Below are 13,105 nucleotides of genomic sequence, written 5' to 3' on the forward strand. Positions count from 1 at the left end.
AAGAAGTTCGCTAAAGCAACAAATGGGATACTGAATATCCCACGAAAAAATGTCGCAACCTGGTAGATAAAATGTTGAGAGAGGGATTGTGAGAATGGTGCATTTTAGGAAGTGGTTGCACCAATTTTAAATGCGAAAAGGCGGTTCCGACTAACGGAAGGATGCGTCTTTTCGCCGCCCGATTGTGCTATCAGGAGACTTTTAGGGGTTGGGTTTGGAAGTTCTTCAGATTCAGAAAGAAACCTCTGTTTTCGGTCATTCCATAACGGAACATAGACCATAACAAGGAACATCCCATTTGAGCCAGTGTTGCATTGATATATAAATCTTGTTTTTCCAATGCTTCTGCTAAACTACAACTTGGTGTATCGTCTGTTTGTTCGGACTGTTTCAGCAGTTCGCCAAATTCATCGGTAACCATTGGCAGACTTGCCACCGTTTGATATTTCTCGGAATTTGGCTGTTTGATTTCTCCGATAGTAGATAGTATGACTTGTCCTGTCTGTTGGCTGTTACCAAAGTCTAACCAATATTTGGGTTCGTCACGGTTGGCTCTGCCTTTGTTCATAGATTTGAGTATTTCTGCAATATCAAATCGTGCTTGTACACTATCCACACAAGTAATATAAATCGTTGACTTTGCATTTTCGGGCAGACCTCCGAAATTATTACGCCCAAACTTTTGAGTTTCTGCTTTCCAATTCGTTCCTATAAAGCGATTAACACGGTTTATCAAGGCTACGGATTTGTACAACCCTGTTTCACTTGGTGCAAATCGCTGTCTGCCCAAATTGGCTTCCGTGATAACATCATCATCCCATAAACGCACCTGCAAACCTGCGTGCCCCAATTCCGTTAGGCTATGGCTCATTTCCATTAAAGCAGTCAGAACTTTTGAGCCTGTACCACCTGCACCAATCAAATTGACTTCAATGGGGTTGGTCGGGCTTATTAAATAGTTGTCCGTAAAATGAACGGCTGTTTTTACTTTTTTCATTACAATAGATTTTTAAGGGTTTTATTGTTCGGTTTCAATACTTCTTTAGGAAAGGGCTTATTTGTATTTACAAGGTCTTTCCATAAGTTCACGCAATTTCCTTTTATCGGATTATGATTACCTAACAAATGGCTGAAATAGGAATTGAAAAAGTAATACTCCCAAGCCTGTATAAATTCTTCCACCGAAACGGATTTTTTAATGTCAACACTTACTGTTCCCATACAGACTTTACCGTCTTCATAAATGTTGAAATAAGGCGTATGATATAATTTTGTCTTTTCTGTTGGTCTTCTGTCGCTCGAAAGGGCAAACACACTCAAATCATGTTTACTTGCTTTCCAAAGCATTGGCGGTACTTGTGCTTTTCCGTTTGGAATTTGCAGACTATCCACAAAATACATTTGCCGTTGCTGTGCTTTGGAGTACCATACAACCGAACCTTTATCCGTACTCGGATTGATGTGCAAAATATTGGTTGGCAAAATTCCAGTCGATTTCAAAAAGGCTTTGTTGTTCTCCTGTTCGGTATTGAGTGCCTTTGCCAATACGCCCGCTTCCTTTACGGTCAAAGGGTGGGCGTTTATCGGGTTGCCACTTTTATCCATATCAAAATGTTCTACATAAACATCTGTATTGCGTCCTTTGGTTTCATAGAATACCAAAGCCGATTTTGGGTGGTACAATGTGCCGAAGTCTTGTGTTATGTCGTTAGTCGTTTCCATAATTTCCAATTTTTAAAAGGCGTGTAAAATATCGCTTAATCTGTGTAGTAGTTCAAATAGTCGGTTTTCAAAACAAAGATTGTTGTCAGTTATATCCCTGCCGTCAAACTGTTTTAGGATAATGGGTTCTTCCATTTGTCCGTACTCCTGTATTTCGTTGTTAACCGATTCTATCAATGTTTCAGTCAGCCAACCTTTGTGGTCTGCATAGAAAGAAATATACTTTTCCATTCCGATGATATTTTCCATATCTTCTTCCGATACTTCTCCATTGGGTTTAGCATTACGAAATACGTTTTCATTCGGATAGGTATGATAAAGGGCAAAGGCTTCTTTTGCTATAGCCAAACACGCTCTGTCAAAATCGTCTTTGGCTTTAAAACCGTGGATACGCTGTTCAAATATGGTCAGATTGATACGGTTAAAAATCCTTTGCTCCATATAATTCCCGATGTACTCGGCTTGACTGATTTCTGCAAGATAAACGGCTGTGTCGTCTGTATAATCGTCTTGCTCCACCCAATCGTTCATCATCTCATACATCCAATACAGATAGCTGTCTTCCTGCCTATAATAAGGTACATTGGCTATGTGGTACAGGTAAGTACAAACGGACAATAATAAATGAGCGGTTGTTTTTCGCTTGCGGTTGTGCAACATTCTATATAAGGATGCAACGGGAATGTAAAACAATGTTGAGCCAGTATTGTAGTGTTCCTCACTTACGAAATAGGTTTTCTTATTATCCTGTACCAAACGGATTTCTTCCCAATCCAAAACCTTTTGTTTCAGTTTTTCTTCCATATCCGACATTGCCAATGCCATATTGTAGGGATAGGGATATTGTTGGGTCTGCATCGGGGCAATTTGGTAATGCTCTGCCAATTTGGAAAGGGACTGAAAAAAATCCCTTTCCGTTTTTACTGATTTATTACAAGCCTGTAAAGTTTTTGTTTCTTTCAGTTTAGGTAGAAACATACACTTTAGAAAACCATTGGCAACATTGCTGTCGGTACTGATTTGCGTTTGTCTTTCCGCACTTCGTTTGCGTCCTTTGGCTTTTGCATCCAATTGGCAAACTCGTTTAATTGGCGGTGCAATTGCCGTTGTCGTTGCTGTTCGGGTATCGTGATAGTTCCCGATAGGATATGTTTGTGCATAGTTCATTACTTTAAATATTTAGTTTAACCTTTCGTTCCCATTACGCTTTCAAATTTGTACTCTACTGCATCATCTTTTATCTGTGGTGCAGATGCTTTTGCGGTCGTGAGTATAGGGTATATATTGGCATAAAAATTCATTACAGCTTCTACGCTCCAACGTGGTTCGGGGTCGGTTAGTCTGATGTCCTGTCCTTTATCTTTGAGTATAAACACTCGTTCTAATTGCGTTGCTAATAACATAATGTTTGTTTTTTATTGTTAATACTCTGCTTCTTCTTCGTCCGTTTCATCAATGGGATAATCGGCTGTAAATTCGTCCGTTTGTGGCGGTTCGGGTGTAGCTTCTTCCATTGCTCCGAAAAGGCTTGGTGTTCCAAACTTGTCAGACAATACCGTTTTTCGTTTGCGTATCTCGTCCGCTTTTTCGGGAAACTCGGTGATTTCGGGAACTTTCATCCATGCTTCACGAAATTTGCCCTCTTTTTCGAGTTCGTCAGCCTTCGCCATTCCGTCTTTAAACTTCTTGTCTTTGGCTTCCTTTTCCTTTTTGGCTTTCTCCGTCTTTTCTTTCTCCATTGCCGATTGTTGCTTGACAATTTCCATTTGTTTTAGGAATTTTTCCATATCCACCATTACACCCGAAACGGTTTTGATAGGTGCTTTTATCTGCTCAAAAAATCCCTCGTCAAATTCCTGTGGCGTGGCGTTAAATGTCAATGGAGGTATCAGGTTTTTGGCATTATCTCCGCATTGTTCATTATTGAGCAAAACCGATACGATAAGGTTATTTTCTCCTCCTCTGGAAATATTTAGTTGCAATACTCCTGTAAAGTCCAAAGCCTGTATCTGATTGAAAAAATTGGTGTTCATTGTTCTGAAATTTTAATTGTTATCTATTCGCTTTTTAATTACTGTCAGTTTTTCGTGTATGTCTGTCCAATAGTTTTTTTGCCTTTTATCGAAATCGGAAAAACTTTTGTCCTCGTGGCTGTATCCTGTATTACGTTTTGCAATTTTGATTGCTTCTTTAAGGTCGGTTATCTCGATTTCGAAGCCGTGTAAATCGTTTATTTTCATTGTATTTCATTAAAAATTAGTCCTCTAAACATCTCGGAGTTGGCTGTATTATTTCCAAATTATCCCAAACGTATTTGAAAATTTCAGCTATCTCTTTATCTGAAAGTTTGTTGAGTAATATGGTGTGACGATACTCTTTGTGAATTGTAATTTTTTGAAAACTGCCCGTTGCAATTTTACAAACACTTTTTTCACTTCTTATACATAGATAAAGCAGGGTATTATTCCAATCCTCGCAGGCGAACAATAAGGTTTCATTTGTAGGGACAGCACCATGCATCTCCTTGTTTGTTGTGGCGTCTCCAAATGTCACAAGAGCAATTCGATTGAAAAAGCCTAATCCCTCATGTTTTGCTATATTTTGAGCAAGCAATACTTGTTCAATAGATCCTTTGGGATTTTCTATACCATGTAACTGGCTTTCTATTTTGAATGAGAATGTGTCTTTCATAAATTTTGTTTTTTAATACGACTACCACCCTTTAAGGCGGTAGCCTATAGTTATTTAGTTAAGGTTTAAGATTTCTGCACCTTCCAAGGCAAATGAGGTACATAGTTCAAAAGCCTTTTGGGTTTTTAACTGTGCCGTACCACCCATTACAATACTCTGCAACTTGGCTTCGTCGTTCTTATAGTTGCGAACATTTTGATAGTAGCCTGTAACAGCATTGTAAGCCCCGAATAATGTGCCTTTAGTGGTGTCCATTTGCTGTGTATCGCTTATCATTGCATATGCAAAGGCATCTTCTACAGTATTTTTGAATAGGGTTGAGACTTCATCCTCTGCACCTTTTTTCAGCAAATCAAAGGTTTCCTTGTTGGGGCAAAGTGCCAATTGGATTAGCTTTCTTACTTCTCGGTCTGATACTTTTACTTTAGTCCACTCATTGAAAATCCCCTCTAATTGATTACTCAAGGTGTTAGCTAATCCCATAATCTTGTGGGCGTTCTCAATACGCTGTTTTGCTCCCGAAGTGTGTTTGATACGGACTACATTGGTCATATTGCGTAACGAGGCATTCAGCGTGTTTTGACATACTATACGAATAGGTGTAAATGCAGCTGTGATGCTTCCGCTACCATCGTGGGAAGTGGTAAGGAAAATGTACTTTTCGGTTACATCATCGCCATTGCCTACACGAATATAGTCGGGTAATTTGGCTGTGATAAAAATACGCTCTCCGTTACCCAATGCTCCTGCGGTTTCGTATAGAATACCCTCGCCACCGCCTACAATCGCATCAAAGAAATTAAAGGCTTCACGGTTTTGTACTATATGGTAATCTTTACCGACTACACCCAATACAGCATTGTTATCTGTGCGTATGTTGGCGAAATAGTTGGGTACGGCTAATTCGCTACTGCCAATCTCTATACCGTTAGCTGTTTCGATTATGCCCGAACCTTTGGTGAATAAGGGGGATTTTACAACTTCATAATCTAACCCCGCATGTTTGATGGCTTCCTCGCTTGTTGGGTACTGTTCTACAATTTGCCCCAAACTATGCCATGCTTTTTGTTGTACACTAAAAAATGAATAACGTCCTGTTCTCTCGTTGAAATTGATATTATGTGCCATGATATTGATGTATAAAATTTTTGAAAATTGAATGAATGGTTGTTGTTAAAATGGTAGGTCATCTTCTACAGGCTGTGGTACTACCTTGTTACTTTTCGTTTTTGCATTAACCTGTATGCTTTCTGATTTCTTGGCACCTCCGTGCAGTTTGATGTTTGAGGTATGGAAATTCAGACCTGCATGTGCTTCTCCGTCATTGCTCGTCCATGCCCTTGCACTTACTCTGCCTGTGAGTTCCACCAAAGTGCCTTTGGTGAGTATCTTGGCTACATTGGGGCTTATCCAGTATGAGCAGTCGAAATAGGTTGTTTGCTCTATACGCTCGCCCTGTTTGTTTCTGTAGCTGTCGTTGGTTGCTACTGAAAAGTTTACCACTTGTTTGTCTTGTGACGTTGTGCGTACTTCCGCATCCCTTGTCAGTCTTCCTGTGATGTTCATGATTTCTACTTTTTTGCGTTATTAAAATTGTTCTTATTTGATTTTTTTAGATTTATTCGGCAATGAGAGGAGGTGCTGAAGTTTCGTTTCACTCTGTTACCATTTCCAATGCTATATTTTTCTATTACTGACATTTTTTTTATTCGTCTAAAGAGCCGGAGTATGCTTTGTTTCGTTTCACGAGCATAAAAGGTTAGTGTTTAGCAGGAACAAGGTTTTGCCAAACAAATACGACCCGCATGGGTGGAGATTTTTTGACAAACCCAAAGGGCATGACCTTGTTTCTGGGTTAAGAACACGATCATACCTTTGCTCTTGAAATGGGACAAAACAGCATACCGGTTCTTGAATAAAACCTATGTGGAAGCCAATGGAAAAGGCATTTAGTAAATGGTCTATGTGAGTACAAGAACCTGCATTTACATGCAGCAGAATTTTAAAATAAAGTTTATAATATGTAAAGTATTGTGGTTTTGGAAGCCACATAAACGATACAGAAAATATTTATTAGAGGGATGGAGGGTAGTTTTTCTGGATGGTTTATAAGATCATATTGTCAAAATTCTTTTATTGAGTTAGATGTGTACGCTGGAGGAATAAATGTGCTTTGACGATTTGTGTGGGCATAAAAAAAGCAGGACAAAATCCTGCTTCGCTTTGTAAATAAAAATTCTAAATGATAACCTCTTTCTCCATTTTAGAAAATGCGGCTTCCATTCCTGCAAATTTATACGATACCAAATCCATATCCTTGCTAATTTTCTGACTGGTAATTTTAGCATAAATCTGTGTAGTGGAAATATTTTTATGTCCCATCATTTTGCTGAGGCTCTCAAGTGGAACTCCTTCAGTTAGAAACATGGTAGCAAATGTATGTCGGGCAGTATGAAAGGTTACTTTTTGTTCTGTAATGATTTCTGCCTCTTGTACTAATTTATTGACATGACTATTGCATGTAGCATTTGAAGGAACTGGAAAAACATAATCATTACCTGTAACCCCTCTGTATTTTTCAATGATAAGTTTCGGAATTTCCAATAAACGAACGTTTGATGCAACATCCGATTTCTTTCTTCTGCTAATGATCCATTGGTGTCCATCAAAAAAGGATTGTATATTACTCCACTTCAGTTTTTGAATATCGATGTATGAAAGCCCCGTAAAGCAACTGAAAATAAAGAGATCTTTTACAAGTTCGTACTTAACTATAGATAACCTTAAAAGCATTAACTTTTCGACATTCTCTTTTAAAATGTAACTACGATTAGTTTCTTGCATACTGATTTCATAATTTTCAAATGGGTTTTTACGAATCAGTCCTTTTTTTATTGCTAGATCAACCAACGAAATTACTGGCATGGTATAAACCCAAACTGTATTATGTGTACATTCTTTATCAATACGTAGAAAGAAATCGAACTCTCGAATAAAATCAGAATTAAGCTCTCTAAAAGCCATATCATCTCTATGATAACGTTCTTTGATAAAATTTTTAAGATGGTTATATACTATTTTATATTTATAGAAAGTGTTTTGAGAACGTTTTCCTTTATTAACCATTCTTTCAAAATCTTCATTTTGTTCTTTAAATACTTGTAGAATAGCGTCGTCCATTACACCAACACCTAAAAACGACAATTTTACTTTTTGTGAGGTTGTAAAACCTTCATCTTTGAGCATTTCATCATAAATTTTGTTGATACGCCCCCGTATATTATCCAATTTAAGATTGATATTTAATGCCTGGGTACTTTTACCCAAAACCCTTCCATGTTTTAAATCCCAATTATTGGGGTTTATATCCAGCTTGGTACTAAAGGTTTTTGCGATTCCATCAATTGTAATACGTCCCATAACAGGGACATTACCATTCTTTTTCGGTTCATTTTTCTTCAAGTAAAACAATAACTTGAAAGTAGATCTTTTCACAGTTTCCATAACTCAATTGTTTAATGTTTAAAATTAACTATCAATGAGTTACAAGGAATGATGAAAAACAATGCAAAAAACTGAATTATAGAAACTTAAGTGAATTATTACCTGTAAAAACAAGTAATGATTTAGTAACCCAACCCAGTCATTTTAAGCCCAAAACATATCGTACACTGACTTCCAATTGTAGACTACCATTTTATAAACCGCTATATAATAACGGTTTTAACCGTTTTGCTTATTTTTGCTTTTATCTAATCTTTTTTGTTAAAAAAAATGTTTTAGATATACCTAAAATAAGTAACAATTTTTTTGTAAAAGCGGAAATACAGCTATTTGAGAACGTTTATCAACAAGAAGTTGAAAAAGCGTTCTATGAAGTTAAAGGGATATAAAGCGCATATTAATACCCTTAAATTGACCTTAATACCTAACTTAGCATCTCATTAGTCATTTTATTAAAACAGAAACAGGCATACAACCACAATATGCAAGAAAGATTTCAGAGATAATGCAAAGTGGAGAAATAAACTCAATGATTGCATTAGCAAACTATAACGGTATTGGGGAAAAGACTTTGGAAAAGGCGTTTAGCTATTGCTTATATACAGAATAACTGAGAGATTGAAATATAAAAGTTATATTTTTTATTATATTTGCTATTGAGCTAACGGAAACACATTGAAAAGCAAAGCAGTAAGCACCGTTACCAAATCGTTACCTGACTTTTTTTGATATTCTTTATAAAAGCTTAGTATTCAGTCGATACAGCTTTTTCCTGAAAACTTTAAAATAAATAAAGCCTGCAGGAAGCAGGCTTTCTAACTAAACTAAACATTGGCGTATTTGGGATACACCAAAAGAAACAAAAAATCTATGTTTTAGGGATACGTCGTTACCACCTTACTCACCTTCCATCCCTCTTTACCATTTGTTAAAGTAATATAATCTACCCGTGTAAAGGTGTCAAATTTCATTATTGCCTTCGCCATACAAGCCTGGCTATTCTCATCTAAAATTTCATACGATGTTTTACAGTCAAAAACTAAACCCTTATTAGCTTTTAAAAATTTGCAATACTCCGATTTGTTGTGTTTAGAATTATTGGCTGTATTGCTGTACTCAAAATCTTCGGTAAACAAAAATTTGCTGAGGTCAACGCTGCCAATACTGATGGCCTCCAAATAAGAGGTTACAATTTTTGTGCTTGCATATCCTTTTAAGGGATTACTATGCGTAGTCATGGCAAAAGAATTGAAGCCAATAAACAGTAAGCATACAGTTGCGATTGTGGTTAAGGTCTTTTTCATAATTTTTTATATTTAATTAATATTTTTATTTAAATGATTTTTGGATTTAGTTTTTTTAATTCTTGTTTTTCAATATGTTTCAAAAGTAAGGCGTTTGCCAGGCACACAAAATGCATTTCAGGTCAATAGAACTGATTTTTAGGTAAACTACACCTTTTTGTCGGTGAATTTATTTGCCCTTCGGTGAATGCGGTATTTAACGGTATCATTTTTTAAATCTTTTGTAAATTTCCCTTTTCTATATTAACTTAATTATAAGCTCCATGTTATTTTTGTTACCAAACAGGCCTTTTAAAAATGGCTGCCAGCAGATATTGATTATTCTGTTTACCATACCTGTTATATGCGGTGCCAAAATCTATCCAATTCTAAATCCAATTGTATAATACATTGAAGGTGAATTTCTTGTTGTTTTTGCCTTGGCAACCTGCTGACCGATTATGGACATTACCTGTTCGTATCTGGGCACTTATGTGTTATACGCTTTTCTATTTTATTGGTGTAGGGGGGACCATTCAAGATTATTTGTGTTATTTTTTTTGCTTAATCCTTTTAAAGTCTATAGAAATTGTATACTTTAGTAGGCTAAACCATTTATTAACATGAAACACAGTTACTTTCACCGAACGATACGTCCGAAATTATTTTTTGCCTTAGCGCTAAGTATAGGTACGACGGTAGGTATACCATTGGCCGAGGCCGAAATATCGACACCCCAAACGGCCAATCAACAACAACAACAACAACTGTTAAGCGGGGTGGTGTATGATAGCCTGACGGGCGATCCGATAAAAGGCGCCACCATACGACATAAACGTGGTGGAAAAGCGGTGAATACAAATGTAAATGGTCATTTTGAAATTCAAGCACAAGTAGGTGATATTTTGGTAGTTACTTATGTAGGTTATAGTCAGCAAGAGCTTACCGTACATAATTTTGCACCTGTAAATGTACAGCTTGTGCAGCGTGCAAGTACCTTTGAAGATGTGGTCGTTGTAGGCTATGGCAGTCAGCGTAAAAAAGAAGTCACCGGAGCTATAGCCTCCATCTCTGGTGCTGCAATTCAGGGAATTGCCGTTCCATCGTTTGAGAATGCTATCGCTGGCCGCCTTCCGGGTGTTGTGGTGCAGGAGCCTTCGGGCGAACCGGGTGCAGGCCCTATTATACGGGTACGTGGGTTAGGCTCTATTTCTGCTGGTAGTGACCCGCTGTATGTTATTGACGGTTATCCCATCTCAAAAAATGTTTCAGCTGGGGTGCAGGGCGACGTAACAACGCGTACGGTTGCATTTGCGCTGCCATCTGTAAATCCACTTGCCGTAATAAATTCAGCGGATATTGAGTCTATAGATGTTTTAAAAGATGCCTTCGCCTCGGCAATTTATGGCTCCCGCGCCAGTAATGGTGTGGTCATTGTGACGACAAAAAAAGGTAGCCGTCAGCAAAAAGGACAGTTAAATTTGGATGTCCTGGGCGGGTTTCAAGATGTAGCACGACGGGTGAAGATGATGAATGCGCAGGAGTATGCCGCCTATTCGTTGGAGGCAAAGAACAATGCTTACGTGCAGGATTTTCCTACTGCCAGTAAAAACGATAGCAATGAAGAGCGCTACAAGCGCAGTAACTTAGCGCAGTATTTTTTGCCCGATGATTTTATTAACCCTACGGGTACTGATACCGATTGGCAAAAGGAGATCTTTCGCACATCTCCTATACAAAGTTATAACCTTTCGTACAGTGGTGGAGGCGATAATTCCAGGTATTACGTCGCGGGAGGGTATTTTAACCAGCAGGGGATCATTAAGAAATCAGGGTATGAGCGTTATAACTTACGCATAAATCTGGAGGCCGACTTAAGCAACCGTGTAAAAGCGGGTGTTAGCTTCGCGCCTTCTTATACCAAGTCGGAAAAGGCTCCGGCAGGAGCGCCGTATTTTGCTGTGCCTCCAGGAATTATTTATTCGGCATTGGTAACATCGCCTACGGTATCGCCTTATCTTGCCGATGGCAGCATTAACCAAACCGATAACCAATCGCACCTGTATACGCCCGACGGTCGCGGTACTGGGATGACAGAATCCAGTAACCCTTTGGCGATCACTGCTTTTATAAACGATAATTTGCAGCAGTACCGTACGACAGCGAATGGTTTTATATCGGTAGATCTGTTGCCTGGCTTAACTTATAAATTGTATGGCGGAGCTGATTTTAATCATTTTAACCGTTCTTTTTATCGTGCTAAAGCCTTTTTATTTCGGCAGGCAACAGCGGGCGAGCCTTATGGGCAGTCAAATGCTTCGTTTAACTTGAATTATATAGTAGAAAATACCCTTTCTTACGATCGTCACTTCGGTGAGCATCATCATTTTAGTGCTTTACTGGGGTATACCGGACAAAAGGATATTATTGAATACAATAGTGTACGTGCCGAAAAGTATCCCGATGATTTGGTGGAAACGGTTAGTGGTGGCCAGGTGACGGGGGGGACGGGTATACGGGAGGAGTGGTCTCTGGCGTCTTTTGTTTCGCGTATAAATTATGCGTACCAGGGTAAAATTTTGCTGGGAGCTTCTTTTCGTTCGGATCGGGCTTCGCGTTTTGGGGCCAACAAAAAAACGGGTTCTTTCCCTTCTTTTTCTGCTGGATACCGCATTAGTCAGGAGTCTTTTCTGCAGGATAGCCCTTGGCTGAATGATCTTAAAATTCGAGGTAGCTGGGGTAAAACGGGTAACTTCTTGATTCCAAATTATGCCGCTATCGGGCTGCTGGATCCACAGAATTATGTGTTTGGTGATGTTGTACAGAATGGCTTGGCACCGTCGACCATTGAGAACAAAAATCTTACTTGGGAAAAAACGGATCAGTGGAATATTGGTTTCGACTTTGCTGCGTTACAAAATCGGTTGGCATTGGGCTTCGATTATTACAATAAAAAGACGTCAGACCTGCTGTTGTATGTGCAGGTGCCATCGTCGGTGGGGTTTACAACGGCCTTACAGAATATCGGACAGGTGGAGAATAAAGGGTTTGAGGTTTCGGTGAATACAAAAAACCTGGTCGGTAATTTTAAGTGGACAACGGATTTGGTGTTCTCTAAGAACAAAAATAAAGTATTGCGCTTGGGGCCAAATAATGAACCTATCCTTACGACTGGGGCTGCGGGGGTAAGGCATATTACACAGGTGGGGGCGCCCATAGGTAGTTATTATGGGTATGTGGTGGAAGGTATCTATCAGTCTGATGCTGAGGTGGCGCAATCTATTCCTGATCATATTGCTCCTGCTGCGCGTGCTGGAGATTTTAAGTTTAAGGATATTAATGGCGATGGTAAAATTGATGCGAACGATAGAACAGTTATTGGAAACTATCAGCCTGATTTTGTTTATGGCTTTACCAATAGATTCGACTATAAAAGTTTTGACCTTACGATTCAACTGCAGGGAAGTCATGGCGGTAAGGTGCTGAATCTTACACGCAGGCACTTGGGCAATGGTGAGGGCGCTACAAACTCGTATAAGGAATGGACAAAGCGCTGGGTTTCTGCTGAACAGCCTGGAAATGGAAAAATTCCGCGTGCTGATCGCTTGAGTGATAACCATGGCCAGAATAACCGACCTTCGGATTTTCAGGTGGAGGATGCGAGCTTCTTGCGCTTGCGTAACATTACGTTTGGTTACGATCTTACGGGCAAAGTGTTGAAAGGGAAGGTGCAGCGGGCGCGGGTATTTGTTACGGGAACGAACTTGTATACCTGGACTAAGTATATTGGTTTTAACCCGGAGGTGAGTAACCAGATGCAGCTGGCGCAGGTGCAGGGCGAGGATTATGGTGCTTATCCACTAATTCGTAGTTATTCGGTGGGTATTAATGTTGGATTTTAAAAT

The 13,105-nt window shown here is 39.0% G+C and carries 12 protein-coding genes; 1 reads left to right on the top strand and 11 read right to left on the bottom strand.

Going from position 1 to position 13,105, the window contains the following annotated elements:
* Positions 1–190: 190 nt before the first annotated feature.
* From ACL9RF_RS01910 to ACL9RF_RS01960, 11 genes are all read right to left on the bottom strand, one after another.
* A complete protein-coding gene (locus ACL9RF_RS01910) occupies positions 191–997 on the bottom strand; it encodes a PRTRC system ThiF family protein (protein WP_422798905.1) in 807 nt (268 codons plus the stop codon).
* Positions 997–1,722 (bottom strand): PRTRC system protein B, encoded by a 726-nt coding sequence (locus tag ACL9RF_RS01915; RefSeq protein WP_422798906.1) that lies wholly within the window; start codon positions 1,720–1,722, stop codon positions 997–999. Before ACL9RF_RS01915 ends, ACL9RF_RS01910 begins: the two co-directional genes overlap by 1 nt.
* 12 nt (positions 1,723–1,734) lie before the next feature.
* Positions 1,735–2,889 carry a hypothetical protein gene (locus ACL9RF_RS01920; protein ID WP_422798907.1) on the bottom strand — a complete coding sequence of 385 codons (1,155 nt, stop codon included), beginning with the start codon at positions 2,887–2,889 and terminating at the stop codon, positions 1,735–1,737.
* Between the two features lie 17 nt (positions 2,890–2,906).
* Positions 2,907–3,125, bottom strand: coding sequence for a PRTRC system protein C (locus ACL9RF_RS01925; RefSeq protein ID WP_422798908.1), 219 nt, complete (start codon positions 3,123–3,125; stop codon positions 2,907–2,909).
* Positions 3,126–3,143: 18 nt separating this feature from the next.
* A complete protein-coding gene (locus ACL9RF_RS01930) occupies positions 3,144–3,755 on the bottom strand; it encodes a PRTRC system protein E (protein WP_422798909.1) in 612 nt (203 codons plus the stop codon).
* Between the two features lie 12 nt (positions 3,756–3,767).
* Positions 3,768–3,962 carry a hypothetical protein gene (locus ACL9RF_RS01935; RefSeq protein ID WP_422798910.1) on the bottom strand — a complete coding sequence of 65 codons (195 nt, stop codon included), beginning with the start codon at positions 3,960–3,962 and terminating at the stop codon, positions 3,768–3,770.
* Positions 3,963–3,978: 16 nt separating this feature from the next.
* Entirely contained in the window at positions 3,979–4,413 is a 435-nt protein-coding gene (locus tag ACL9RF_RS01940; protein ID WP_422798911.1) for a hypothetical protein, read from the bottom strand.
* 54 nt (positions 4,414–4,467) lie between these two features.
* On the bottom strand, positions 4,468–5,541 hold the full coding sequence (locus ACL9RF_RS01945; protein WP_422798912.1) for a DUF932 domain-containing protein: 1,074 nt from the start codon (positions 5,539–5,541) through the stop codon (positions 4,468–4,470).
* 45 nt (positions 5,542–5,586) lie between these two features.
* Positions 5,587–5,979: a single-stranded DNA-binding protein gene (locus ACL9RF_RS01950; protein ID WP_422798913.1), complete on the bottom strand. Its 393-nt coding sequence runs from the start codon at positions 5,977–5,979 to the stop codon at positions 5,587–5,589.
* Positions 5,980–6,651: 672 nt separating this feature from the next.
* Complete coding sequence (locus tag ACL9RF_RS01955; protein ID WP_422798914.1) at positions 6,652–7,917, bottom strand: site-specific integrase; 1,266 nt, start codon at positions 7,915–7,917, stop codon at positions 6,652–6,654.
* An 875-nt stretch (positions 7,918–8,792) separates the two neighbouring features.
* Positions 8,793–9,221 carry a hypothetical protein gene (locus ACL9RF_RS01960; RefSeq protein ID WP_422798915.1) on the bottom strand — a complete coding sequence of 143 codons (429 nt, stop codon included), beginning with the start codon at positions 9,219–9,221 and terminating at the stop codon, positions 8,793–8,795.
* A 602-nt stretch (positions 9,222–9,823) separates the two neighbouring features.
* Here ACL9RF_RS01960 and ACL9RF_RS01965 point away from each other — a divergent pair.
* Positions 9,824–13,102, top strand: coding sequence for a SusC/RagA family TonB-linked outer membrane protein (locus ACL9RF_RS01965; protein WP_422798916.1), 3,279 nt, complete (start codon positions 9,824–9,826; stop codon positions 13,100–13,102).
* The last annotated feature ends 3 nt before the right edge of the window (positions 13,103–13,105 follow it).

Origin of the sequence: Sphingobacterium sp. Mn56C (genome assembly GCF_049319645.1) — a bacterium.
GTDB lineage: Bacteria > Bacteroidota > Bacteroidia > Sphingobacteriales > Sphingobacteriaceae > Sphingobacterium.

Coding starts and splice junctions, on each gene's coding strand:
- ACL9RF_RS01935 (WP_422798910.1), bottom strand. CDS start 3,962: ATGAAAATAAACGATTTACACGGCTTCGAAATCGAGATAACCGACCTT.
- ACL9RF_RS01910 (WP_422798905.1), bottom strand. CDS start 997: ATGAAAAAAGTAAAAACAGCCGTTCATTTTACGGACAACTATTTAATA.
- ACL9RF_RS01915 (WP_422798906.1), bottom strand. CDS start 1,722: ATGGAAACGACTAACGACATAACACAAGACTTCGGCACATTGTACCAC.
- ACL9RF_RS01950 (WP_422798913.1), bottom strand. CDS start 5,979: ATGAACATCACAGGAAGACTGACAAGGGATGCGGAAGTACGCACAACG.
- ACL9RF_RS01920 (WP_422798907.1), bottom strand. CDS start 2,889: ATGAACTATGCACAAACATATCCTATCGGGAACTATCACGATACCCGA.
- ACL9RF_RS01945 (WP_422798912.1), bottom strand. CDS start 5,541: ATGGCACATAATATCAATTTCAACGAGAGAACAGGACGTTATTCATTT.
- ACL9RF_RS01930 (WP_422798909.1), bottom strand. CDS start 3,755: ATGAACACCAATTTTTTCAATCAGATACAGGCTTTGGACTTTACAGGA.
- ACL9RF_RS01965 (WP_422798916.1), top strand. CDS start 9,824: ATGAAACACAGTTACTTTCACCGAACGATACGTCCGAAATTATTTTTT.
- ACL9RF_RS01955 (WP_422798914.1), bottom strand. CDS start 7,917: ATGGAAACTGTGAAAAGATCTACTTTCAAGTTATTGTTTTACTTGAAG.
- ACL9RF_RS01960 (WP_422798915.1), bottom strand. CDS start 9,221: ATGAAAAAGACCTTAACCACAATCGCAACTGTATGCTTACTGTTTATT.
- ACL9RF_RS01940 (WP_422798911.1), bottom strand. CDS start 4,413: ATGAAAGACACATTCTCATTCAAAATAGAAAGCCAGTTACATGGTATA.
- ACL9RF_RS01925 (WP_422798908.1), bottom strand. CDS start 3,125: ATGTTATTAGCAACGCAATTAGAACGAGTGTTTATACTCAAAGATAAA.